A 22,845-nucleotide genomic window follows, 5' to 3' on the forward strand; every position below is an offset into this window, starting at 1 on the left:
TCATTGGCACATTCCATTGTGAATTAATGACTTAGGTTGGAAACTCGCAGGCGATAAGTGTCCTCTGAAAGGCGCTTGCCAGAGCGCTTCCTTCATTTGTGGTTAATCAATTAGTCAGGTCTATGGACGTTTGAAGCTAGACCGTTTTCTAGGATGTGCAAACTTTTTGAACGATGTTTCACAAAAGCGCTATAAGCGTTATGTGCAGCGCAGTATTTAAAATCTAAATAGTCCCAAGTGGCATAAATTGACAGGCCATTTGGTTATGAGCGTGTTTGTTTTATCGCCGTCTCTAATAAACGCTACACTCGATGAGTTAATTAGTTGAGTGCACGGTTGTCCGCTCAAATTGTTATGGATGCAGGAGTCTTCATGTCCCAGTCGACCCAGAAACTTCGACTCAGCGCCCTGATCGCCCTGGTGGTGGGGTCGATGATCGGCGGGGGGATTTTCTCCCTGCCGCAGAACATGGCGGCCCGTGCAGAGGTCGGCGCGATTTTGATTGGCTGGGGGATTACTGCCATTGGCATGCTGACCCTGGCGTTCGTGTTCCAGACCCTGGCCAACCGCAAGCCCGATTTGAATTCCGGGGTGTACGCCTATGCCAAGGCCGGGTTTGGCGACTACATGGGGTTTTCCTCGGCATGGGGCTATTGGATCAGCGCCTGGATGGGCAACGTCGGTTACTTCGTGTTGCTATTTAGTACCCTCGGCTACTTTTTCCCGGTGTTTGGCCAGGGCAATACACCGGTGGCGATTGTCTGCGCGTCGCTGCTGCTGTGGGCCGTGCATTTTCTGGTGATGCGCGGGATCAAGGAGGCGGCGTTCATCAACCAGGTGACCACGGTGGCGAAGATCGTGCCGCTGCTGATGTTTATCGTGATCGCGGCGGTGGCGTTCAAGGCGGATATCTTCACCCGCGATGTCTGGGGACTGGGCAACCCGAACATGGGCAGTGTGGTGGACCAGGTGCGCCACATGATGCTGGTCACCGTGTTTGTGTTTATCGGCATCGAAGGCGCCAGCGTCTACTCGGCCCGCGCCGAAAAACGCTCGGATGTGGGCCGCGCCACGGTGATCGGGTTCCTTGGTGTGCTGGCGCTGCTGGTACTGGTGAACGTGCTGTCCCTGGGGATCATGAGCCAACCGGAGCTGGCGCAGTTGCAGAACCCGTCCCTGGCCGGTGTGTTGGAACATATCGTCGGGCCGTGGGGCGCGATGGCGATCAGCATCGGCCTGGCGGTGTCACTGTTGGGCGCTTTGCTCTCTTGGGCGTTGCTGTGTGCCGAGATCCTGTACGCGACGGCCCACGACAAGACCATGCCCGCGTTCTTGAAGAAAGAAAATGCCAACCAGGTGCCGGTCAACGCCCTGTGGCTGACCAATGTAATGATCCAGGTGTTCCTGGTGATTACGCTGTTTTCCCAGAGCACCTACACCACGCTGATTTACCTGGCGTCGTCGATGATCCTGGTGCCGTACCTGTGGTCGGCGGCCTACGCAGTGCTGTTGAGCGGGCGCGGCGAAACCTATGAAGACGCCCCGCGCCGGCGCATGAAGGACTTGCTGGTGGGCCTGATCGCCCTGGGTTACGCCGTCTGGCTGCTGTACGCCGGCGGCTTGAAGTACCTGCTGCTATCGGCGCTGTTGTATGCACCGGGCGTGATCCTGTTTGCCCTGGCCAAGCGCGAGCAGGGCCAGCCCTTGTTTACCCACATGGAAAAAGGCATTTTCAGCTGCGTGGTCGCTGGCGCAGGGCTGGCGGCGTATGGCTTGTACAGCGGAGTGTTGTCGTTGTGAAACTGGCGTATCAGCCGCCCTATGACTGGGCGGCGATGGTGGTTTTTTTGTCGATGCGGGCGATCAGCGGGATGGAGATCGTGGAGGCGGGTGTGTATCGGCGCAGTATCGGTGTGGATGGGCAGCATGGCTGGATCAGCGTGGCACCGGGGGCGGGGGATTGGTTGGACGTCGCTGTGGATTTTCCCGATGCGGCGGCGCTGCCGGAGATTGAGCGGCGTCTGCGCAATATGTTTGACCTGGACGCCCAGCCGCAGTTGATCAACCCGCAGTTGGCAGCCGACCCACTGATGGCGCAGTTGGTGGCGGCGCGCCCGGGCCTGCGGGTTCCAGGCACTTGGGATGGCCTGGAGTTGGCGATTCGCGCGGTGCTGGGCCAGCAGATCACGGTGGTGGCGGCGATTCGCCTGGCGGGTAAGTTGGTGGCGCAATATGGCCAGCCACTTGAAACACCCTACGCTGGCATCACCCATGTTTTCCCTGAGGCCGAGGTGTTGGCGGTGGCGGACCTGGCGACCCTGGGCATGCCCAAGGCCCGTGGGCGTACCTTGTCTGGTGTTGCCCAGGCGTTGTTGGATGATCCGCAATTATTCGAACCCAAGGCCAGTCTCAAGGACAGCGTGGCGCGGTTGGTAGCCTTGCCGGGGATTGGCGATTGGACGGCGCAATACATCGCCATGCGCCAGATGCGCGAGGCGGATGCGTTTGCGTCGGGGGATATCGGCTTGATCAACGCGTTGGCGGCGTTGGAGGGCGGACCGGTGTCGGCGCGGCAATTGTCAGCCCGGGCCGAGGCGTGGCGACCGTTGCGGGCGTATGCGGCGCAGCATTTGTGGACGTCGCTTGGCCGGGGGGATTGATGGTGGCTGTGCTGGACTCATCGGGGGCAAGCCCCCTCCCACACTTACCGTGTTCACAATTCAAAATGTGTGAATACAGTCAATGTGGGAGGGGCCGTGCGACGATTCGACTTGCCCCCGATAGCGGTAGTGGGGTCACCACTGAGCCCGATGCGACCCCAATTCCCCCGCCGGCAAATCCCACTGCAACGGCGTGCCACTGATGGTCACTGGTGGTAACAACCGATGAGCCTGGCCCCAAGCGGTCTGCTCCACCACCAACCCCTGATCCCCTGCTTCTTCTGCCCGCAACGCCAGTTGTTCCGGCACTTGCCCAGCCTCTACCAGCAATGTCGCGGTACGTGCCAACGACAGCAACGCCGAGCCACCGCGTCCCGACTTCAACCGCTCACTCAACGCCTGAATCGCACTGGCCGCCATCAAATACCCGGTGGCGTGATCCAGCGCCTGCAACGGCAGCGGCACCGGTTGGTCGGCCCGTTTCCAGGCCATGCCCGCGTCAGCAATCCCGCTGCTCATCTGCACCAGGCTGTCGAAGCCCCGGCGATTGCGCCAAGGGCCGCTCCAGCCGTAGGCGTTGAGGCTGACGTCGATCAAACCGGGGGCGATGTGTTGCAGTTCGCTGGCGGTATAGCCCAGTTGCTCAAGGGCGTCTGCACGGTAACCGTGGAACAGGATGTCGGCTTCCTTCAGGAGACTTTCGAATACTTGCCGGCCTTCGGGGTTTTTCAGGTCCAGCCGGGCGCAGCGTTTGCCCAGCGTCATTTCCGGCACCACGCCGGGTTCATTCCAAGTGGGCGAGTCGATGCGCAGTACATCCGCGCCCAGGCCCGCAAGAAAACGACTGGCCACGGGGCCAGCCAACACGCGGGTCAGGTCCAGCACTTTGATCCCCGCCAGCGGCCGCGCTATCGAGCCGAGCCAGGATTTGTCGGTGGTGGTTTCAAACATCTGGCGCTGCACCAAGGCTTCGGCATTGACCGCCAACCCTTGCGGATGGGCTTGCCAGGCCTGCCACGAACGCATCTGCGCTGCGCAGCCACCCTCATCGACAATCGCCTGTTCCAGTTCAGCGGCATTCCATGTGGCGACTTTGCTGGCCATCTCGGCACGGTCGGCAACTTTACCGAGTACACGCTCGGCAGCAGCGCGGTGATGGGGTGCATTGGTGTGCAAGCGAATCCAGCCATCGGCGCAGGCGTAGTCGCCGGCCACGGGATCCCACAGCGGCGGCACTTGCCAGCCCACCGGGCGGATCGAGGAGGAGAACCAGAACGACGCGAGGCGCCGGTCTACGCTAACGCTCGGCAAACGCCCCGTCTGTTGCTGGATCAACTGGGCCACGGCCTGTCCGGCGGCGCCGATGCTGGCGCTGGCCAGTTCGGTGACGGCGAAGGTCGAGGGCAGGGCGCCGACCTCGGTAAAGGTCAGTGGAGTGTGGGGTAAATCGAGTGCGGCTTGGATGGATGTCAGCAGGTCAGTCATCAAGGGCCCTCCGTTAAAGAAGGGCCACTATAGAAGATCATCAGGCCGGTGTGACAACCCCGGGTTCCAACGGCAAGTCGATACGGGCGATAAAACCGCCCTCGGGATGGTTGGCCAGGACCAGGCTGCCGCCGTGGCGTTCGGCGGCGCGACGGGCAATTGCCAGGCCCAGGCCGTGGCCTTGTGCAGTCTGGCCGGGGGCGCGGTAGAACGGCTCGCCCAATTGGCCGAGGTGTTCGGCTTCAACGCCGGGACCATGGTCGCGCACGCTGATCAGGATGCGCTCACCCTGGCGCTGCGCCTGCACTTCAATCGCCTGGTTCGGCGGGTTGAAGCGCAAGGCGTTGCGCAGCAGGTTATCCACCGCCCGTTCGATCATGGTTGGCCAGCCTTTGAGGTGCAGGCCGGCGTCGGCGCTCAGTTGCACGTTTTGTTCGGGAGCGCTGAGCAGGGCATCTTTCTGCAAGGTCTTGAGCAAGGGGTAAAGGTCGACGTCCTCGGCGCTGGCGTTATCGGCATCGACGCGGGCCAACACCAGGATCTCGCTGATCAGGGCCTCCAGGCGATCACATTCACGGGTCAGCCGCGGCCAGAGTTTTTCCCGCTCTTCGGGGCTGGCGCGTTCGGCCAGGGCCAGGGCGATGCGCAGGCGGGCCAAGGGTGAGCGCAATTCGTGGGACACATCACGCAGCAATTGGCGCTGGCTGCTGATCAGGCTTTGCAGGCGCGCGCCCATGCGGTTGAAGTCGGTGGCGAGCACGCCGAACTCATCGCGGCGGTTGGCCAGTTGCGCCAGGCTGTTTTGCTGGTAGGTGGCTTGGCCGAGGTCATGCACCGCACCCCGCAAACGGCTGAGGGGGCGGGTGATGGACAGCGTCACCAGCAGGCTGAACAGGGTCAATACCACCAGGGCAATCGCCAAGGCACTGAGCGGCCAGAGCAGGCTGTTGCGGTGCCAGGCGTCCAGTTCGGGGTGGGGGATGCGGTAGATCAGCAGGTAGGTGTCGCCGGTTTTGTCGCTGGTGTACTCGGCGGTCAGGCGGCGCCACGGTAGGCGGCCGTCCGGGCTGTCATTCTGGCGCGCTTCGAACGCGGCGGCGCGGCGCGGGAAGGTGCCGCGCACCACCGGGTCGCCGCTTTCGTTCAGCACTTGCACGTCGATGTGGTATTGGCGCTTGCGCTGTTGCAGCAAGTCCTGGGCGGCGTCTTCGCCCTGGGTCTCGTAGAGTTGGGTCCACTCTTCGGCCAGGTTGTTGAGCCCGGGGTGGCGGCTGAGAATCCAGGCATCCTGATTAAGCATATGCCCAAGCAGGATCGACAACCCGGCAACCAAGGCAATTGCCAGCCAGAAACTGGCCAGGATCCGCCAGAACAATGAACGCACAGGAAACCCTCAAACAGGAAAAGCCCAGTGGCGGTGGCCACTGGGCTGGGGCGGTAAAACTAGATCATTATTGCGCTTTTTGCGGCTGCTGGGCTTTCCAGGCCTGGAATTCCTTCCACTCGGCACGGCGCTCGGCTTGTTTCTTGACGATCTCGTCGAATTTCTTCTGTTGATCGGGTTTCAGCACGGCGCGGATATCAGCCTGGGTTTTCTGCTTGCCGGCGGCAATCTCGTCCTGCATGGCTTTCTGGTCAGCGGCGGGCAGCTTGTCCAGGTACTTCTTGGTCAAGTCTTTGCGAGCGTGCCATTGATCACCCATCAGCTTGCCGATTTGCTGGCGCTGCTCTTTGCTCAAATCCAGTTGGCTGAATGGGCCGCCTTTACCACGCGGGCCGTGTTCACCGCCGTGGCCCGGGCCACCCATCATGTGACCTTCCGGGCCGCCCATCGGGCCTGGACCTTCTGGCATCGCAGCCATGGCAACGGTAGGCAGGGCAGCGGCGAACATCAAAGCGATAAGGGTCTTGCGCATGGTGATTCTCCTGTCTCTATTCCGGTGAGTCCGGATGTGAGTAGATTACGGAGATGAAGGTCAGCGGCAGTCAGGGGAGCGTAAAGCTTGGGTAAAGAGGGGTTTGATGTGAGCTGACAAAACCAGCGAGGCAGATGAGGTCAAATGTGGGAGCTGGCAAGCCAGCTCCCACAGGGAATAGTGTTGATGCTCAGGGGGCGTAGTAGTAACCACGACTACGCAACGCCACAATCCGCGGCCGGCCATCCGGGTGCGGGCCGATCTTTTTGCGCAGGTTGCTGACGTGCATGTCCAGGCTGCGGTCGTACAGGGTCAGTTTGCGGCCCAAGGCGATTTGCGCCAGTTCCTGTTTATCCAACGGCTCGCCGGGCTGGCGCAGCAAGGCTTCCAGCAGGCGGCTTTCGGAGACGGTGAGGGTGAATTCCTGCTCGTCGATGCTGACTACGCCGCGCACCGGGCTGAAACACAAATCACCCAGCTCAAGCTGCGTAGACACCGCCGCCGGATGGCTGCGGCGCAACACTGCGCGCAGGCGGGCAGTCAGTTCCCGTGGGTCGCAGGGCTTGGCCAGGTAGTCGTCGGCGCCGAGTTCCAGGCCGAGGATACGGTCCAGTGGCTCGCCACGTGCCGAGAGCATCAACACCGGCAGGTCCGGGTGATCCGTGCGCAATTGCTTGAGCAACTCCAGGCCGCTGCCATCGGGCAGCATCACGTCGAGCACCACGGCGGCAGGGGCGCTGTCAGCCAAGGCTTTGCGCGCACTTAAGCCGTCATGACAAGCACGTACCTGGAACCCTTCCTGGCTCAACCAACTGGTCAGCAGCTCACAGAGCTCCTGGTCATCATCTATCAGTAACAGCTCGCTCATGACTCACTCAATTTAGCCATTGTCGACGGCGACGGTGCCCACCGCTGGCGAAGATCCCGCACAGCAAGGCGATCAGTGCGACGGCCCCACCGGTGACAAACCATTGCTGTTGCTCGGTCAGCCAGCGGGTCAAGGCGCCGCCTTGTGTCTCTTTGAGTTGCTGGACCAGGCGTTGGTTCTCTTGGCGAAGGCGACTCAGTTGAGCGCTTTCGCGAGCAGCGTCTGCGTTTTGCAGTTGCTTGCCCAGTTCTTCGCGCTGGCGTTCGCTTTCTTTCAAACGTTGCTGCAACTCGGTGATCTGGGCGCCGGCACTCAAGGACAGGGGCGTGGAGCTGCCGGTGTTCGAGGTTTCTTCAGCGTGGGCCGTAGCCCCGATCGTTAACACTGCCAACAGACACAACTGACTTAAGCGCATCGGAACTCCTGATTCCACACGAATATTCAGACTGTTGTCGGCAGGTTACCGAGAATAATGAGCCATCAGGCGTGTGCCGAACGTCATCGATTCGACACATTCCACGGTCAAGGCAGGACTTGCTTGAACGGCTTGATCACGACATCAGCATAGACGCCGGCCGCGACATACGGATCGGCCTTGGCCCAGGCCTTGGCATCGGCGAGGGATGCAAACTCGGCCACGATCAGGCTACCGGTGAAGCCGGCGTCGCCTGGGTCGTTGCTGTCTACGGCCGGGTGTGGGCCAGCCAGCACGATGCGGCCTTCGGCTTGCAGTTGCTTGAGACGCTCGACGTGGGCCGGGCGCACGCTCAGGCGTTTTTCCAGGGAGTTGGCAACGTCGGTGGCAATGATGGCGTAGAGCATGTCAGTCCTCGGTTTTTGGCGTAGTAGGGTCGGTGTCATGCAGGTGGCGCGACAGGTAGATGCCTTGGCCGACCAGGAACAATACGGTCATGCCCAGGCTGCCGAAGACCTTGAAGTCGACCCAGTAGCTTTGAAAGGTAAACGCGACAAACAGGTTGGCGGCACCGCAAAACAGGAAAAACACGATCCAGGCCACGTTCAGTCGGGTCCAGATCGGCTCCGGCAGGGTCAGCGCGTGGCCCATGATCCGCTTGATCAGCAAGCGGTCGCCGATGAAGTGGCTGCCGATAAACGCCAGGGCGAACAACCAGTTCACCACCGGGGCTTTCCATTTAAGGAAGGTTTCGCTGTGGAACGCCAGGGTCAGGCTGCCGAAGACCAGGCACGCGACCAGGGTCAGCCATTGGCTTTTTTCCAGTTTGCGCTGGGAGATGAAGATCGCGCCGTAGACCACCACGGAGCTGATGATGAGCACGGCGGTGGCACTGTAGATGCCTCCGAACGTCAGCTCATGACCTGCTACATCGATGACCCTGGGGTCGAGTTTATAAACGATGAAAAACAGCAACAGCGGGATGAAGTCGATGAATTGTTTCACAGTAAGAGCCAGAAGCCGGATGTGGCGGCATAATAACAAACATCCTTGGTAGCGAAAGCGCCAGCTGACTTGAGGTTACACACTCCCGTGAATGTTGATTTGCACTGCCACAGCACGGCCTCCGACGGCGCCCTGGCGCCCGCGGTACTGGTTGCGCGTGCGTTTGAAAAAGGCGTGCGAGTCCTGGCGTTGACCGACCACGACACCCTCGAAGGCCTCGACGAAGCCCGCGTAGCGGCTCATGCCCTGGGCATGCAGCTGGTCAACGGCGTGGAATTGTCCTGCACCTGGGGCGGCGCCACCATTCATGTGCTTGGTTACGGTTTCGATCAAACCGCCCCGCCGTTGGTGCAGGCGATAGCCGATTTGCACGATGGCCGCTGGCTGCGGTCCGAAGAAATAAGCCGCAAGCTTGGCCTCAAAGGCATGCCCAACGCCCTCGACGGCGCGCGCGCCATCCAGCAGGAACTGGGTGACAGCGGCAACGCGCCAGCCCGTCCGCACTTCGCCGACTGGATGGTACGTGAAGGTTTTGTTAAAGACCGGGCCGAAGCGTTCCGCAAATGGCTGGGCGCCGGCAAGTTGGGCGATGTGAAGCTGCACTGGCCAACGTTGGAAGACACCGTCGAGACCCTGCGCGCCTCGGGGGCCTGGGTTAGCCTCGCGCACCCGTGGCATTACGATTTCACCCGCAGCAAGCGCCGCAAGCTGATCAGCGACTATATTGGAGCGGGTGGCCACGCTATCGAGGTGGTCAACGGGCACCAGCCCGCCGAACAGGTCGGCAGCCTGGCGATCCTTGCCCGCGAATTTGGTCTGCTGGTCAGCGCCGGCAGTGATTTTCATGGCCCAGGTGGGTGGTCCGAAATCGGCGAGTATCGCCAGGTACCTGAAGACCTGCCGCTCTTGTCGGGGCGATTCAAGCATGACCCCATTACTGCCACCGTCTGAACAGGTAGAGCACGTGAGTCAATTCTTCCAGATTCATCCGGAAAATCCCCAGGCGCGCCTGATCAAACAGGCCGTGGAGATCATTCGCGCCGGGGGCGTGGTGATCTACCCTACGGACTCTTCCTACGCCATTGGTTGCCAGATCGGCGACAAGGGCGCGGTGGAGCGTGTACGGCGCCTGCGTCAGTTGGATGACAAGCACAACTTCGCCCTGATTTGCAGCGACCTGTCCCAATTGGGGCTGTTCGCCAAGGTCGACACCGGCACCTTCCGCCTGCTCAAGGCCCACACGCCGGGGCCCTACACCTTTATTCTCAACGCCACCCGCGAAGTGCCGCGCCTGCTGCTGCATCCCAAGAAGCGCACCATCGGCCTGCGGGTGCCGGAGCATCCCATCGCCCTGGCGTTGCTGGAAGAACTGGGTGAACCACTGATGAGCGTGTCGCTGATCATGCCCGGCGACACCGAGCCGCTGGAAGATCCGTACGAGATGCGCCAACTCCTGGAAAAACAGGTGGACCTGATCATCGACGGCGGCTTTGGCGGCGGCAAAGCCTCCACCGTGATCAACCTGGCCGACGGCGAGCCCGAAGTGATCCGCGTGGGTTGCGGCGACCCGGCCCCGTTTATGGTCGAGGCCTGAATGTCGGCTGTGGAAACCGTGGATCCCCAGGCCGGCGCGCAGCAGGAGCTGCCCTTCGCCATGGTCTATGGCCAGGCGGTCATGGAAATGCCCCTGGACCTTTACATTCCACCGGATGCGCTGGAAGTCTTCCTGGAGGCCTTCGAAGGCCCGCTGGACTTGCTGCTGTATCTGATCCGCAAGCAGAACATCAACATCCTCGATATCCCGGTGGCGGAAATCACCCGCCAGTACATGGGCTACGTCGAGCTGATGCAGTCGGTGCGCCTGGAGCTGGCCGCCGAGTACCTGGTAATGGCCGCCATGCTCGCCGAGATCAAGTCGCGCATGCTGCTGCCGCGTTCGGAAACAGTGGAGGCCGAGGAAGACGACCCCCGCGCCGAACTCATCCGGCGTCTGCAAGAATACGAGCGCTTCAAGGCCGCGGCCGAAGGGATCGATGGCTTGAGCCGTGTCGGCCGTGATGTGGTGGTGCCCAAGCTCGACGCCCCCGAGGCCCGTGCGCGCAAGTTGTTGCCGGATGTAAGCCTGGAAGAATTGCTGATGTCCATGGCCGAGGTGCTGCGCCGTGGCGACATGTTTGAAAGCCACCAGGTCAGCCGCGAGGCGCTGTCCACCCGCGAGCGCATGAGTGATGTACTGGAACGCCTCAAGGGCGGCGGTTTTGTACCGTTTGTCGAGCTGTTCACCGCCGAAGAAGGGCGCCTGGGGGTGGTGGTGACCTTTATGGCGATCCTCGAACTGGTCAAGGAGTCCTTGGTCGAGCTGGTCCAGAATGAGCCTTTTGCGGCTATCCACGTGCGGGCGCGAGCCGAATAAAGAGCTGAACCGATGAATCTGACTGAACCCCGCGAACTGGCTCCACTGTTGGAAGCCTTTCTCCTGGCCTCGGGTAAACCCCAGTCCCTGGAGCGCCTGTTCGAACTGTTTGAAGAAGCCGAGCGCCCTGAACCGCCGGTGTTCAAGAAGGCGCTGGAGATCCTGCGCAAGTCTTGCGAAGGCCGTGCCTTTGAACTGCGGGAAGTGGCATCGGGTTATCGCCTGCAGATCCGTGAGAAATTTTCCCCGTGGGTCGGCCGTTTGTGGGAAGAGCGCCCGCAGCGTTATTCCCGGGCCATGCTGGAAACCATGGCGCTGATCGCCTATCGCCAGCCGATCACCCGGGGCGAGATCGAGGATGTGCGGGGCGTGGCGGTCAACAGTCATATCGTCAAGACGCTGCTGGAGCGCGAGTGGATCCGCATCGTCGGCTACCGCGACGTGCCCGGCAAACCGGCGATGTTTGCCACCACCAAGGTGTTCCTCGACCACTTCAACCTGAAGAACCTCGACGACCTGCCGCCGCTCGCCGAACTGCGCGAGATGGAAGCCGAGCCGGTGCTCGACTTCGACGACGCCCCGGTGCCCGCAGGCTTGCAGGAACTGGCCGATGCCAGTGCAGAGCCGGAAGAGCCGAAGGATGAGACCAGCTTCCATACGTTGTTGTTGGAGCTGGATGATATGGAGCAGGGGATCAAGACTGATTTTGATGATTTGTTGCGTGAGGGGGCTGCGGAGCCTGAGGCCCCGGAAAGCACCGAGCTCGAGGACGATATCCTGGGGGTAGCCGAAGCCCGCGAAAAACTCCTGGCCGCTGTCGCAGCGTTGGAACAGCCACCCCTGAGCGACGAAGAAGACGAAGCCCGTGCCCTGGCCGAAGCCATCGAGGCCGAACGCCGCCAATTTGAAGACTGACTCATCTCAATGTGGGAGGGGGCTTGCCCCCGATTGCAGTGTGTCAGTCAGCCTCTTATTCAACTGATACACCGCCATCGGGGGCAAGCCCCCCTCCCACATTTTGACCTGTGTAGGCTCACCGGTCGGCGGAAAAAGTAACACCTGTGCCTTTATCGACTAGTCTCTGATGCGCAATCCACGCCATCCGCGTATGATTCGCGACCCTTCGCCGACCTATTCGGCCAAGACCCCGCTTTCAACACTCTTCAGGCCACGCCTGAATCGACCCACCGGGAGGTGCTTAAGATGAACGACAAAGACCAGAACGACAGCCAGGAAATCGGCCCAGCAGGCGAAAAACTGCAAAAGGTGCTGGCGCGTATCGGCGTGGGCTCGCGCCGCGACGTTGAGGCCTGGATCACCCAGAAGCGCATCAAGGTCAACGGCGTTGAGGCCACTCTCGGCCAGCGCGTCGACCTGCACGATGCAATCACCATTGATGGCAAGGTCATCAAGCGTGAAGAGGCCGCCGAATCGGTGCGCCGCGTGATCATGTACAACAAGCCCGACGGCGAGATCTGCACCCGTGACGACCCGGAAGGCCGTCCGACCGTGTTCGACAAGATGCCCAAGCCGAAAGAAGGCCGCTGGATCAACATCGGCCGCCTGGACATCAACACCACCGGCTTGCTGATGTTCACCACCGACGGTGAGCTGGCCAACCGCCTGATGCACCCGTCCTACGAGATGGACCGCGAATACGCCGTGCGCGTGCGTGGTGAAGTCGATGACGAGATGATCGAGCGTCTCAAGGCGGGCGTTGTCCTTGAAGACGGCCCGGCCAAGTTCACCGACATCAAGCAGGCGCCAGGCGGTGAAGGTTTCAACCACTGGTACCACTGCGTGGTGATGGAAGGCCGTAACCGTGAAGTCCGTCGCCTGTGGGAATCCCAGGGCCTGGTGGTCAGCCGCCTGAAACGCGTGCGTTTCGGTCCGGTGTTCTTGAACTCTGACTTGCCGATGGGCCGCTGGCGCGAAATGAGCCAGTACGAAGTCGACATTCTCAGCGCCGAAGTCGGCCTGACGCCGGTGGCCATGCCGCAGATGAACGCCAAGAGCAAAGACAAGCTTGAGCGCATGCAGCGTAAATCGTCGCGCCCTGTGGCCCGCACCGAGCGCGTTGCCCGCACCCTGCGCCCGGCGTTGAATGCACCGGCTACCGGCGGTCGTATCTCCCGTGAGCCGCACATCGAAGGCGAGCGTCGCCCAACCGCGCCATCGCGTCAGGAAGGTGAGCGTGCTCCACGCGCGCCGCGTCCTGCACCGGCCGGCGGTCGTAGCAACCGGGGTGAAGCGGATCGTCCAGCGGACAACGCCAGCACCAAGCGTCCGGCCAAACCTGCGGCGAACAAGCGCCCAGGCCCGAAACTGGTCGCGGACGAGCCGTCGGGCAAGCGCCGTGGCGCCCCGGCCGGTTCTGGCCAGCGTCCTGGTTTTGGTCGCAAGAAACCGCAGTGATTTTTTAAGCACTGCACAAAAACGCCAACCCTAGGGTTGGCGTTTTTTTATGCCTTGGAATACGGTCAAAAATGTGGGAACAGGGGGGCAGTCACTTTCCAGGCCTGGCACAGAGCCAAGTGTGGGAGGGGGCTTGCCCCCGATGGCAGTGGGTCAGCTTGCACTTGTGTCGACTGACACACCGCTTTCGCGGGCAAGCCCGCTCCCACATTTGGATCTTCATGGGTTTCTAAATCACTGATCAGAACGCAAAAGTGCCATCAAACACCGGCTTGTCATCCAGCGCCAACACGCCACTGGCAAAGATCAAATCCAGGTGATGACTGCCTTTCTGCCCGCCTCCCAAGCCCAGGTGCAGCCCGCAGTGGCGCTCCTCAAATCCGGCATTGCGCGCATACAGGTCCTTGACCCCTTCATTGGTACCAATGCCCAATTCCTCCACCCGGCGGTTCGACGGGTTGGCATTCAGGTACTTGTTGAAATCATCCGCCAACCCCGGCACATCGCTGGCCACGCTGCAAATGGTCGAGTTTTCGATCCATAGCTCCAGCGGCGATTGCAGCACGCCATATTTGCGTGCAAAGGGAATGGTGCTGAGAAAGGTGCCGACAAACCTCACCTGGCCATTGATGGCCTCGCTGTGGGTGGCGATCTCGCCGGGCGCCAGGTCGTGGTTGCCGACGCCGTTGATATTGGTCCATTTCTTGATGCTGCTCAGGGGCGCCTCAAGGCGTGAGCCGTGGGCGTCGGTAAAGCTCAGCACATTGGCCTGGGACATGCGCCGGATCAGCGTCGCGTTGAGGTCGGCGATACGCTGGGGCGGGACGCTGAAGGTGTCGTAGAAATAGTCGCCGTAGTCCTTGAACAGCAGGGACTTCTTCCAGTGCTCAGCCATCACGCCTTGCAGGGCGCGGATAAAGTCCGGGCCTTCGGCGCGTGGGTTGGGCAGGGTCGAGGAATCATAGAAAAACAGATACAGGTCACAGGCTTCGATGGCCTGGGCCAGGGTGTCGCTGTTGGCCAGGTCCAGGCGCTGCACCTGGAAATTGAAACGGGCGGCGCTGCTGTGGGTGATCGCTTGGGCGATGGCGTCGTAGCGCTCGGTGTGGCCCAGCAACACAGTGGGGCAGTTCAGGCCGCTGAGGGCCGGGTGGTGAGCAAGGTAGTAGAGAAAATGTTCGACGGCGCGGGCCTTGTCCATGACGGGTGTCCTTCGGTGCCTTGGGTAAGGGGGCAGGTGCCGTGCACAGCACCTGCCGGGAGCCTGCCGTGTATCAGAACGGCCACATCGCGGTGCCAAACGGCACGACGGCATCGGCTTGCATCATTTCCACGGCCGCCTCATGGGTCGGCGCTTCAAACCAATCGTCGAGTTGCAGTTCGGTTTCCAGATCGTTTTCCAGTGTTTGCATGGTGCATCTCCTAGAGGGCGTTTTCGGGATTGGCTTGCCAACGGGCTTCGCTGGGCAAGTGGGATGAACCTAGGAGAGAGTGTTTCAGAATGCAAAAAATTTATTGACACGGTTTCATTTGGATTTTTTGTTCTGAATTTTCGCGATCGGTTTTTATCGAGGAAATACAGCAAGCTGGAGTGGCCGTTTTTTGAGAAATTTCCTACCGTCAATTTTCCTAAAGATGACAGCTGTAACGTACATTTTCCGTGCTGTAACGATTAATTTACGCATAAGTCGCCGTATTGTTGCTGCATCTTGCGGCGTAAAAAATACCTGACAGTTCGTCGCACGCACCACTCGGGTGCGTGCCCAAGCTGTCGAGCGGTGTACAATGCGCCGCGTTTTACTGTGACCCCTGCTTGCGTACCCACGCAAACGGCCAAGACCTCGGGGTTTACCTACCCTGATCACTCCGCCTGGCCATGAGCCCGGCGGGTTCGATTTCGTCACAGATAAAAACAAACAGGTGACGCATGACCGTTAGAAAGACGCTGTACTCCTGGTGCCTGCGCTGGGGTTTGAGCGGCGCTGCTTGAGTCGAGATTCACGGCAGCCACGTGCTTCAACATCATCAAACCTTGCGTGAGACCCTTTTCATGAGTGGACCCCATTCCTCTTCAGGCGAGCTGAAACGCGGCCTGAAAAATCGTCATATCCAGTTGATCGCCCTCGGTGGCGCCATCGGCACCGGCCTGTTCCTCGGCTCGGCCGGGGTGCTCAAGTCCGCTGGCCCGTCGATGATCCTGGGCTATGCCATCTGCGGCTTTATCGCCTTCATGATCATGCGCCAGCTCGGCGAAATGATCGTCGAAGAGCCGGTGGCCGGTTCCTTCAGTCACTTTGCCCACAAGTATTGGGGCGGTTTCGCCGGCTTCCTGTCGGGCTGGAACTGCTGGATCTTGTACATCCTGGTAGGCATGTCGGAACTGACGGCTGTCGGCAAATACGTGCACTACTGGTGGCCCGAGATTCCGACCTGGGTCTCGGCGGCGGCGTTCTTCGTGCTGATCAACCTGATCAACCTGGCCAACGTCAAAGTGTTCGGTGAAGCCGAATTCTGGTTTGCCATTATCAAGGTGGTGGCCATCGTCGGCATGATCGCCCTGGGCAGCTACCTGTTGGTCAGCGGCAGCGGCGGACCGCAAGCGTCGGTGAGCAACCTGTGGGATCACGGTGGTTTCTTCCCGCACGGCGTGGGCGGCTTGGTGATGGCCATGGCGATCATCATGTTCTCCTTCGGCGGCCTGGAAATGCTTGGTTTCACGGCGGCTGAGGCTGACCAGCCACGCACGGTGATCCCGAAAGCGATCAACCAGGTGATCTACCGCATCCTGATTTTCTACATCGGTGCGCTCGTTGTGCTGCTGTCGCTGACGCCATGGGACAGCCTGCTGGCGACCCTCAATGCGTCTGGCGATGCATATAGCGGCAGCCCGTTCGTGCAAGTGTTCTCCATGCTGGGCAGCAATACCGCCGCGCACATCCTCAACTTCGTGGTGCTGACGGCGGCGCTGTCGGTGTACAACAGCGGCACTTATTGCAACAGCCGCATGCTGCTGGGCATGGCCGAGCAGGGCGATGCGCCCAAAGCGTTGGCGAAGATCGACAAGCGTGGTGTACCGGTGCGCTCCATCCTCGCCTCGGCAGCCATCACCCTGGTGGCCGTGCTGATGAACTACCTGATCCCGCAACACGCGCTGGAACTGCTGATGTCGCTGGTGGTGGCCACGCTGGTGATCAACTGGGCGATGATCAGCTTCTCCCACTTCAAGTTCCGCCAGCACATGAACCGCACCGGCCAGGTGCCACTGTTCAAGGCGCTGTGGTACCCGTACGGCAACTACATCTGCCTGGCGTTCGTGGTGTTTATCCTGGTGATCATGTTGATGATCCCGGGGATCCAGGTGTCGGTATATGCGATCCCGGTGTGGGTGGCGTTTATGGCGGTGTGTTATTGGGTCAAGAACAAGCGCAGTGCCGAAGCTGCATTGACGACGGCGAATGCGGCATTGAAATAAGTACATCGCGAAAACACGAAACCCGGCACATTGCCGGGTTTTTTGTGAGGGGTGACGGGTTAGACTCGCGACTCGTTTTCAATTACTCCTGGCTTGGAGGCCCCATGCACCCCACCGACATCGACGGCGGCACCCTGCAACGCGATGATCTGGAAGACCTGATCGCCCAACACACCGGCCCTTTGCGCCTGGTCGGCGTCGACCTGAGCGAGGCAGACCTGTCGCGCATGGCGCTGGATCACTGGGTCTTCGAGCGCTGCATTCTGGTCCAGACTTCGTTCCTAGGCTCGCGCCTGGAAGGCACCCAGTGGAAAAACTGTCGGGCCAGTCATGCGGTTTTCGAAGCGGCAAACCTGTTGGAAGCGCAGTTCCACAGCTGCGACCTGAACAACACCCGTTGGCAACGCAGCAAGTTGTCCCAGGCCAGTTTCGAGCACTGCAAGTTGACCGGTGCCAATTTCACCCATTGCGCGTCCCTGGGGCTGAGTTTCAGCGAAACCCGGTTAAACAGTGCGTTCTTGTCCGGCTTGTCGTTTGCCCGTACGGTGCTGAATAACCTGGATTTTTCCGACAGTGACTTGTCGGACGCGGACTTTCGCAAGGCTGAGTTGATCGACTGCAGCCTGGCCCACGCCCGTATCAACGGCGCCAATTTCGCCGGTGCTGACCTGCGGGGCGCGGATTTGAGCGGGTTTCGCCTCAATGATGCCAAACTGTTCAAAGGCGCCGTGATTTCCAAAGCCCAGGCGTCGATGTTGTTGTCCGAGTTGGGCTTGTCCGTTGCCTAAGGTTTTTGATCGATGCTGGTGATTTCCAACAATGTCCACTTGCCCGATGCCGAGATCGAGCTGACCGCCATTCGCGCCCAGGGCGCGGGTGGGCAGAACGTCAACAAGGTGTCGAGTGCCGTGCACCTGCGCTTTGATATTCCGGCGTCGTCGCTGCCGGAGTTCTACAAGGAGCGATTGCTGGCGCTGCGCGACAGCCGTATCACCAGCGAAGGCGTGTTGGTGCTCAAGGCCCAACAATATCGGACCCAGGAGCAAAACCGCGCGGATGCATTGGAGCGCCTGGTGGAGCTGATCCAGAGCGCCACCAAGGTGGAAAAGAAGCGCCGTCCGACCAAACCGACGCTGGGCTCGAAAAAGCGCCGGCTCGAATCCAAGACCAAGCGCGGCACCATCAAGGCCGGGCGCGGCAAGGTCGACTTTTAGTCGCCGCGTGCTTCACGCGCCTTGGGTGCCTGGCGATAGAGGTAGACGCTCAGCAGTAAACCACCCAGGGCACTGAGGGCCGCGAACAGGAAGATCGACGCAAAGCCGAAGCCTGACGCCACCGCCCCGGCCAGCGGCCCGGTGATCCCCAGGGACAGGTCAATAAACAGCGAATAAGCCCCCACCGCCGCACCCCGGCTGGAAGCGGGCACCAGGTTGACCGCTTCCACCCCCAATGCCGGAAACACCAGGGAAAAGCCGAAGCCGCTCAACGCCGCACCGGCCAGGGCCAAGTTGGCGTCCGGTGCGAGCCACAACAGCAGCAGGCCCAGCACTTCCACCGACAGGCAGGCAATCGCCACCCGAAAGCCGCCGATACGGTTGATCAGGTTGCCGAACAGCAAGCGCGCGCCGATAAAACTGGCGCCGAACAGGCTCAAGGCCCACACCGCGTTATCCCAATGCTGGGTGGTGTAATACAAGGTGATGAACGTGGCGATGGTGCCAAAGCCGATGGAGCCCAGCGCCAGCGCGCAGCCATGCGGTAACACACGGCCCAGCACATTCATGAAGGGCAGGCGCACGCCGGCGACAATCGGTGCGGCGACCTTGTTCCAGGCCAGCAACAGGCCAACGATCGCCAGCAAGATGATGCTGACGCCCATGCTCCACAGCCCGAAGTTCCTCACCAACAGCACGCCCAGTGGTGCGCCGACGGCCAGGGCGCCGTAACTGGCGATGCCGTTCCAGGAAATCACCTTGGCGGTATTTTCCGCGCCCACGCGGCCAATCCCCCAGCCAATAGCGCCAGAACCGACCAGGCTTTCCGCACTGCCCAGCACCAGGCGCCCGATCAACAGGCTGCCCAGGCTCACCGCCGGCAGATTGGAAAACCACGCCGCTAACAGCATGAACACGCCGCTCAAGCCGCAACCCGCCAGGCCGATCAACACCGCGCGCTTGCTGCCCAGGTTATCGATGATCTTGCCGGCATACGGGCGGCTCAGCAGCGTGGCCAGGTATTGCACGCTGATCACCAGCCCCGCAATCACTGCGCCATAACCCAGTTGGCTATGGACATAACCCGGCAACACGGCGAGGGGGATGCCGATATTCAGGTAGCCGATAAAGGTAAACAACACGATGGAAACAACTTGCAGCGTGACCGCTAGGGGGCGCTGGGTATCTGGCATGGGAGAGGTCCACTGTCGCAGCAGGCAAAGATAGGCTGCTAATGATACCGGCGCGAAGGCCGGGCCGGGCGGCTAAAACTTAAAAAGGGTAGATCAAAAAGACATCAGGACTGCGCAGGCGCCAGCAGTTGGGTGGTGACCAGCGCGGCCAGGGCGTTTTCCTGGGTGCCGAAGCGCTTGAGCAGCAGGGCTTGTTTGTCGGCGCTGAGGCGGTTCCACACTTCGACCATCTGTAGGGCAGCGTCGAGTACGGCAGAATCTGGGGTGTCGGTCATTGCGGGTATCTCGATTTATTCAGGCAGTGTGGAAAGCGCTCAAAGGCGCGCTTTCCACACGGTCTGGTACGGCGTCAGTCCTGGCTTTCGCTGTCGACTGGTTTTGCTTCTTTGGCCTCAGGCTGTTTGTCACTGGCCTGCTGCGGTGTTGGCTGCTCTGTAGGGTGCAGGCTTGGGAAGGGGAGATTAGGTATCTCGTGCATCGTCGTCGCTCCTCGCAAGGTCTGTTTTTTCAATCGCAGGTGATTCCGCGCTCTCAAAAAGCCTTGGCAGGATACAGCACTGCAAATGACAAAAAGAATTTTATGTCGGCGGATGTAGGAACTTTCATGTTTTTTCGCAAGTGACACGACGTCACAGGCTTAGAACGGCACCTTGCCCAGGATCATGTCGCGGTACATCACGAAATCCCCCAACAGGCTGTAGAACGGGTGCTTGAAGGTCGCCGGGCGGTTCTTTTCGAAGAAGAAGTGGCCAATCCAGGCAAAGCTGTAACCGGCAATCGGCACCGCCAACAGCAAGCCCAGGGAACCCCGACCAACGGCATAGGCCAGGATACCGATCACCAATGTGGTGCCCACAAAGTGCAGGCGCCGGCAGGTGCTATTGGCATGCTCGGCCAGGTAATACGGGTAAAACTCGGCGAAGCTGTTGAATTGTCTGACGTTTTCCACGGTGACCGGCCCTCTGCTTGTTATGCCGCCCAACAGATGTTCGGCGGGGAGCTTATTTGAGTCTAGAGTGATCAGTGGTAACAGCCAGTGACAATAGATGCCACTTTAGTATCCTTGGCTTTCCTGGCTGCCGTTTTAAGCCTGCTTTTTTAAGAAGACGCCATGAGCGAACGAACAACTTCTGCAAGCTGGGCGATGGGGATAGTCAAGGCATTGGAAATGGACGGCCTGGATTGCCGGGCGCTGTTCAAGCAGTTGGGCCTGGATTACGCCGCCCTGAGTGATCCCGATGCACGGTTCCCACAAGACTCCATGACGCGGCTGTGGCAGCGGGCGGTGGAGCTGTCGGGTAACCCGGCGATTGGCTTGAACATGGGCAAGGTGGTGCGCCCGGCATCGTTTCATGTGGCCGGTTACGCGCTGATGTCCAGTAACACCCTGGCCGAGGGCTTTATGCGCCTGGTGCGTTACCAACGCATCATTGCCGAAAGTGCTGACCTGAGTTTCCGACTGTTACCTGAGGGCTATGCGCTGATTCTGACGGTGCATGGCGATCATTTGCCGCCCACCCGGCAAAGTGCCGAAGCGTCGCTGGCCAGTGCCTTGGCGCTGTGTGGCTGGCTGACAGGACGCACCCTGCAACCGCGCAAAGTCGTGTTGCAAGGCGAGCAGCCGGCGGACCTGGCGCCGTATAAACAGGCGTTCCATGCGCCGCTGGAGTTCAACGCTCCCTATGACGCGCTGATTTTCGAGCGCGCCGACATGGATGCACCGCTGCCCACGGCCAATGAGGCCATGGCGCTGCTGCATGATCGATTTGCCGGGGAATACCTGGCGCGCTTCTCGGAAAGCCGCGTGACCCACAAGGCGCGGCAGGTGCTGTGTCGCCTGCTGCCCCAGGGCGAGCCCAAGCGCGAAGTGGTGGCCCAGACGCTGCACCTGTCCCAGCGCACGCTGCAACGGCGCTTGCAGGAGGAGGGCACGAGTTTCCAGACCTTGCTCGACGACACCCGTCGCGAACTGGCCGAGCAGTACCTGGCGCAGCCGAGCATGACGTTGTTGGAGATTGCCTACCTGCTGGGTTTTGCCGACCCGAGTAACTTCTTCCGCGCGTTCCGCCGCTGGTTTGATGCCACGCCCGGCGAATACCGGTCGCGGTTGCTGGAAGCGTCGGCGGTCAGTGGCGCCAAAACGCCGGAATACAGAGCACAAACACGGTAATAATCTCCAGCCGACCCAGCAACATGCCCAACGACAGGATCCACTTGGCGGCATCCGGCAGGCTGGCGAAATTGCCCGCCGGGCCAATGGTTTCGCCCAGGCCCGGGCCGACACCGGACACGGTACTGGCAGCGCCGGTCAACGCGGTCATCCAGTCCAGGCCCAGCAGCGACAGGGCCAAGGCGATGGCGCAAATGGTGATGGCGAAGAAAAACGAAAACGTCAGGATCGACCGCACAATCTCTTCGTCGAGACGGTGGCCGTTGTACTTCTGCTTGATCACCGCCCGTGGGTGAATCAACTGGTTCAAGTTGGCCTTGAGCAGGATGTAGGCGACCTGGAAACGGAAGATCTTGATCCCGCCTGCCGTGGAGCCCGAGCAGCCGCCGACAAAGCCCAGGTAGAAGAACAGCATCAGTGAGAAGTTGCCCCAGATGCTGTAGTCCCCCAGTGCAAAGCCAGTTGTCGTCACCACCGACGTGACGTTCACCGCCACATGCCGCAGCGCGTCCAGCCAAGGCAGATTAGTGGTCCACCAGTACCAAGTGCCAAGCACCAGCCACGTCACGATCAGCAGGCCGAGCAGGCCTTGCACCTGCTGATCCTTGATCAATGCCTTGCGATTGCCGCGCAAGGTGGCGACATACAGGGCAAACGGCAAGCTGCCGAGGATCATCACCACCACCGCCACCCAGTGCACCGCCGGTTGTTTCCAGTGGGCCAGGGACTCATCGGAGGTGGAGAACCCTCCGGTGGAAATCGCCGACATTGCGTGGTTGATCGCATCGAACAGGCCCATGCCGGCCCACCAGAACGCCAGGCTGCCGAAGATGGTAATGCCCACGTAGGTCGCCACGATCAGCCGCGCCACCATGTGCGAGCGGGGCATGACTTTCTCCGAGCGGTCCGAAGACTCGGTCTGGAACAGGCGCATGCCACCAATGCGCAGCAACGGCAAAATTGCCACGGCCATACCGATAAAACCGATGCCGCCCAGCCAGTGCAGCAACGAGCGCCACATCAGGATGCCCGGCGACATGCTGTCCAGCCCGCTCAATACGGTAGAGCCGGTGGCGGTGATACCGGACATGCTTTCGAAAAACGAGTCGGTGTAGCTGATGTGCTGGGTCAGCAAGAACGGCAGGGCGGCGAAGATACACACCACCACCCAGCTGCTGACCGTCAGCAGGTACATGTCCCGTGGGCGCAGGTGCACGTGCTCGGGGCGGCCGGGGATGACCAGCGCGAGGCCTGCGATAAAAGTGATCAGGCTGGCCCACAGGAACGACGGCAAGTCGCGGGTGCGCTCGAAGATCACAAGGGTGGCCATGGGTATGACCATGGCGATCGCAAGGGTGATCAGGAAGATGCCGATGATGAAACCGATGATGCGTAGGGTCGGCAACGCCATGAGTGAGCTCGGGTGTGGAGGAGTGGCGCCATTCTACCTGCGGTGCAGGCCATGTAAACCGGGGTTTTCCAGGCAATACTGAGCAAAGTGTGGGAGGGGGCTTGCTCCGATGGCGGTGTGTCAGTGAAGAATGTATTGGCTGACCCACCGCTATCGGGGGCAAGCCCTAATGCCAGTCAGTTAAGGAAACAGCAGATGAGCGGCTTTC

At 60.7% G+C, this 22,845-nt stretch carries 24 protein-coding genes; 11 read left to right on the forward strand and 13 right to left on the reverse strand.

The genetic code is table 11. From position 1 onward, the window contains the following. Positions 1-372 precede the first annotated feature (372 nt). Together arcD and DYL61_RS03180 are read left to right on the forward strand one after the other, a co-directional pair. Positions 373-1,800, forward strand: coding sequence for an arginine-ornithine antiporter (gene arcD, locus DYL61_RS03175; protein ID WP_135307167.1), 1,428 nt, complete (start codon positions 373-375; stop codon positions 1,798-1,800). Further along, a complete protein-coding gene (locus DYL61_RS03180; protein WP_135307168.1) occupies positions 1,797-2,660 on the forward strand; it encodes a DNA-3-methyladenine glycosylase family protein in 864 nt (287 codons plus the stop codon). The genes arcD and DYL61_RS03180 overlap by 4 nt, the downstream gene beginning before the upstream one ends. A 135-nt stretch (positions 2,661-2,795) precedes the next feature. Here the strand turns inward: DYL61_RS03180 and DYL61_RS03185 are convergent, their stop codons facing one another. From DYL61_RS03185 to DYL61_RS03215, 7 genes are all read right to left on the reverse strand, one after another. Beyond that, positions 2,796-4,145, reverse strand: a complete 1,350-nt coding sequence (locus DYL61_RS03185; RefSeq protein ID WP_135307169.1) for a CoA transferase — start codon at positions 4,143-4,145, stop codon at positions 2,796-2,798. A 40-nt stretch (positions 4,146-4,185) separates the two neighbouring features. Further along, the gene (locus DYL61_RS03190; RefSeq protein ID WP_135307170.1) at positions 4,186-5,529 is read right to left on the reverse strand and encodes a sensor histidine kinase; all 1,344 of its coding nucleotides are present in this window, start codon (positions 5,527-5,529) and stop codon (positions 4,186-4,188) included. A 67-nt stretch (positions 5,530-5,596) separates the two neighbouring features. Beyond that, entirely contained in the window at positions 5,597-6,061 is a 465-nt protein-coding gene (locus DYL61_RS03195; RefSeq protein ID WP_105695446.1) for an LTXXQ domain protein, read from the reverse strand. 190 nt (positions 6,062-6,251) lie between these two features. Beyond that, positions 6,252-6,929 (reverse strand): response regulator transcription factor, encoded by a 678-nt coding sequence (locus tag DYL61_RS03200; protein WP_135307171.1) that lies wholly within the window; start codon positions 6,927-6,929, stop codon positions 6,252-6,254. Between the two features lie 7 nt (positions 6,930-6,936). Then, positions 6,937-7,344: an SH3 domain-containing protein gene (locus DYL61_RS03205; RefSeq protein WP_135307172.1), complete on the reverse strand. Its 408-nt coding sequence runs from the start codon at positions 7,342-7,344 to the stop codon at positions 6,937-6,939. A gap of 107 nt (positions 7,345-7,451) precedes the next feature. Next, on the reverse strand, positions 7,452-7,751 hold the full coding sequence (locus DYL61_RS03210; RefSeq protein ID WP_135307173.1) for a YciI family protein: 300 nt from the start codon (positions 7,749-7,751) through the stop codon (positions 7,452-7,454). A 1-nt stretch (position 7,752) separates the two neighbouring features. After that, positions 7,753-8,349: a septation protein A gene (locus tag DYL61_RS03215; protein ID WP_135307174.1), complete on the reverse strand. Its 597-nt coding sequence runs from the start codon at positions 8,347-8,349 to the stop codon at positions 7,753-7,755. An 87-nt stretch (positions 8,350-8,436) separates the two neighbouring features. On the opposite strand from DYL61_RS03215, the gene DYL61_RS03220 reads away from it, so the two are divergent. The 5 genes from DYL61_RS03220 to rluB all read left to right on the forward strand — a co-directional run bounded on the left by DYL61_RS03220 (position 8,437) and on the right by rluB (position 13,177). Continuing rightward, the gene (locus DYL61_RS03220) at positions 8,437-9,300 is read left to right on the forward strand and encodes a PHP domain-containing protein (RefSeq protein ID WP_135307175.1); all 864 of its coding nucleotides are present in this window, start codon (positions 8,437-8,439) and stop codon (positions 9,298-9,300) included. Between the two features lie 13 nt (positions 9,301-9,313). Continuing rightward, the gene (locus tag DYL61_RS03225) at positions 9,314-9,943 is read left to right on the forward strand and encodes an L-threonylcarbamoyladenylate synthase (RefSeq protein ID WP_058423241.1); all 630 of its coding nucleotides are present in this window, start codon (positions 9,314-9,316) and stop codon (positions 9,941-9,943) included. A 120-nt stretch (positions 9,944-10,063) separates the two neighbouring features. Continuing rightward, positions 10,064-10,762, forward strand: coding sequence for a segregation and condensation protein A (locus DYL61_RS03230; protein ID WP_164365898.1), 699 nt, complete (start codon positions 10,064-10,066; stop codon positions 10,760-10,762). Between the two features lie 12 nt (positions 10,763-10,774). Further along, a complete protein-coding gene (scpB, locus tag DYL61_RS03235; protein WP_135307176.1) occupies positions 10,775-11,677 on the forward strand; it encodes an SMC-Scp complex subunit ScpB in 903 nt (300 codons plus the stop codon). Positions 11,678-11,965: 288 nt separating this feature from the next. Then, complete coding sequence (gene rluB / locus DYL61_RS03240; RefSeq protein WP_105523988.1) at positions 11,966-13,177, forward strand: 23S rRNA pseudouridine(2605) synthase RluB; 1,212 nt, start codon at positions 11,966-11,968, stop codon at positions 13,175-13,177. A gap of 241 nt (positions 13,178-13,418) precedes the next feature. Here rluB and DYL61_RS03245 read toward each other — a convergent pair whose 3' ends face one another. Continuing rightward, entirely contained in the window at positions 13,419-14,378 is a 960-nt protein-coding gene (locus DYL61_RS03245) for a CgnE/CgnB domain-containing protein (RefSeq protein ID WP_135307177.1), read from the reverse strand. 73 nt (positions 14,379-14,451) lie between these two features. Then, positions 14,452-14,589, reverse strand: coding sequence for a hypothetical protein (locus DYL61_RS31230; protein WP_164558414.1), 138 nt, complete (start codon positions 14,587-14,589; stop codon positions 14,452-14,454). 638 nt (positions 14,590-15,227) lie between these two features. Here DYL61_RS31230 and DYL61_RS03250 point away from each other — a divergent pair. The 3 genes from DYL61_RS03250 (at position 15,228) to arfB (ending at position 17,863) form a co-directional block, all read left to right on the forward strand. After that, on the forward strand, positions 15,228-16,649 hold the full coding sequence (locus tag DYL61_RS03250) for an amino acid permease (protein WP_135307178.1): 1,422 nt from the start codon (positions 15,228-15,230) through the stop codon (positions 16,647-16,649). Between the two features lie 104 nt (positions 16,650-16,753). Continuing rightward, on the forward strand, positions 16,754-17,437 hold the full coding sequence (locus DYL61_RS03255) for a pentapeptide repeat-containing protein (RefSeq protein ID WP_135307179.1): 684 nt from the start codon (positions 16,754-16,756) through the stop codon (positions 17,435-17,437). Between the two features lie 12 nt (positions 17,438-17,449). Continuing rightward, positions 17,450-17,863, forward strand: a complete 414-nt coding sequence (gene arfB, locus DYL61_RS03260; protein ID WP_135307180.1) for an alternative ribosome rescue aminoacyl-tRNA hydrolase ArfB — start codon at positions 17,450-17,452, stop codon at positions 17,861-17,863. On the opposite strand, the gene DYL61_RS03265 is transcribed toward arfB, so the two are convergent. From DYL61_RS03265 to DYL61_RS03270, 3 genes are all read right to left on the reverse strand, one after another. Then, a complete protein-coding gene (locus tag DYL61_RS03265) occupies positions 17,860-19,056 on the reverse strand; it encodes an MFS transporter (protein WP_135307181.1) in 1,197 nt (398 codons plus the stop codon). The two genes, arfB and DYL61_RS03265, sit on opposite strands and share 4 nt — an antisense overlap. 104 nt (positions 19,057-19,160) lie before the next feature. After that, a complete protein-coding gene (locus DYL61_RS31235; protein ID WP_167497930.1) occupies positions 19,161-19,331 on the reverse strand; it encodes a hypothetical protein in 171 nt (56 codons plus the stop codon). Positions 19,332-19,693: 362 nt separating this feature from the next. Beyond that, positions 19,694-20,005: an Mpo1-like protein gene (locus DYL61_RS03270; RefSeq protein WP_105695457.1), complete on the reverse strand. Its 312-nt coding sequence runs from the start codon at positions 20,003-20,005 to the stop codon at positions 19,694-19,696. 162 nt (positions 20,006-20,167) lie between these two features. On the opposite strand from DYL61_RS03270, the gene DYL61_RS03275 reads away from it, so the two are divergent. After that, positions 20,168-21,226 (forward strand): AraC family transcriptional regulator, encoded by a 1,059-nt coding sequence (locus DYL61_RS03275; RefSeq protein WP_135307182.1) that lies wholly within the window; start codon positions 20,168-20,170, stop codon positions 21,224-21,226. Here the strand turns inward: DYL61_RS03275 and DYL61_RS03280 are convergent. Continuing rightward, positions 21,183-22,637 carry a TrkH family potassium uptake protein gene (locus DYL61_RS03280; RefSeq protein ID WP_135307183.1) on the reverse strand — a complete coding sequence of 485 codons (1,455 nt, stop codon included), beginning with the start codon at positions 22,635-22,637 and terminating at the stop codon, positions 21,183-21,185. The two genes, DYL61_RS03275 and DYL61_RS03280, sit on opposite strands and share 44 nt — an antisense overlap. Positions 22,638-22,845 lie beyond the last annotated feature (208 nt).

It is taken from the genome of Pseudomonas nabeulensis, assembly GCF_004682045.1.
GTDB classification, from domain to species: Bacteria; Pseudomonadota; Gammaproteobacteria; order Pseudomonadales; family Pseudomonadaceae; genus Aquipseudomonas; species Aquipseudomonas nabeulensis.

Coding starts and splice junctions, on each gene's coding strand:
- arcD (WP_135307167.1), top strand. CDS start 373: ATGTCCCAGTCGACCCAGAAACTTCGACTCAGCGCCCTGATCGCCCTG.
- DYL61_RS03185 (WP_135307169.1), bottom strand. CDS start 4,145: ATGACTGACCTGCTGACATCCATCCAAGCCGCACTCGATTTACCCCAC.
- DYL61_RS03195 (WP_105695446.1), bottom strand. CDS start 6,061: ATGCGCAAGACCCTTATCGCTTTGATGTTCGCCGCTGCCCTGCCTACC.
- DYL61_RS03200 (WP_135307171.1), bottom strand. CDS start 6,929: ATGAGCGAGCTGTTACTGATAGATGATGACCAGGAGCTCTGTGAGCTG.
- DYL61_RS03205 (WP_135307172.1), bottom strand. CDS start 7,344: ATGCGCTTAAGTCAGTTGTGTCTGTTGGCAGTGTTAACGATCGGGGCT.
- DYL61_RS03210 (WP_135307173.1), bottom strand. CDS start 7,751: ATGCTCTACGCCATCATTGCCACCGACGTTGCCAACTCCCTGGAAAAA.
- scpB (WP_135307176.1), top strand. CDS start 10,775: ATGAATCTGACTGAACCCCGCGAACTGGCTCCACTGTTGGAAGCCTTT.
- rluB (WP_105523988.1), top strand. CDS start 11,966: ATGAACGACAAAGACCAGAACGACAGCCAGGAAATCGGCCCAGCAGGC.
- DYL61_RS03245 (WP_135307177.1), bottom strand. CDS start 14,378: ATGGACAAGGCCCGCGCCGTCGAACATTTTCTCTACTACCTTGCTCAC.
- DYL61_RS31230 (WP_164558414.1), bottom strand. CDS start 14,589: ATGCAAACACTGGAAAACGATCTGGAAACCGAACTGCAACTCGACGAT.
- DYL61_RS03250 (WP_135307178.1), top strand. CDS start 15,228: ATGAGTGGACCCCATTCCTCTTCAGGCGAGCTGAAACGCGGCCTGAAA.
- DYL61_RS03255 (WP_135307179.1), top strand. CDS start 16,754: ATGCACCCCACCGACATCGACGGCGGCACCCTGCAACGCGATGATCTG.
- arfB (WP_135307180.1), top strand. CDS start 17,450: ATGCTGGTGATTTCCAACAATGTCCACTTGCCCGATGCCGAGATCGAG.
- DYL61_RS03265 (WP_135307181.1), bottom strand. CDS start 19,056: ATGCCAGATACCCAGCGCCCCCTAGCGGTCACGCTGCAAGTTGTTTCC.
- DYL61_RS31235 (WP_167497930.1), bottom strand. CDS start 19,331: ATGACCGACACCCCAGATTCTGCCGTACTCGACGCTGCCCTACAGATG.
- DYL61_RS03275 (WP_135307182.1), top strand. CDS start 20,168: ATGAGCGAACGAACAACTTCTGCAAGCTGGGCGATGGGGATAGTCAAG.
- DYL61_RS03280 (WP_135307183.1), bottom strand. CDS start 22,637: ATGGCGTTGCCGACCCTACGCATCATCGGTTTCATCATCGGCATCTTC.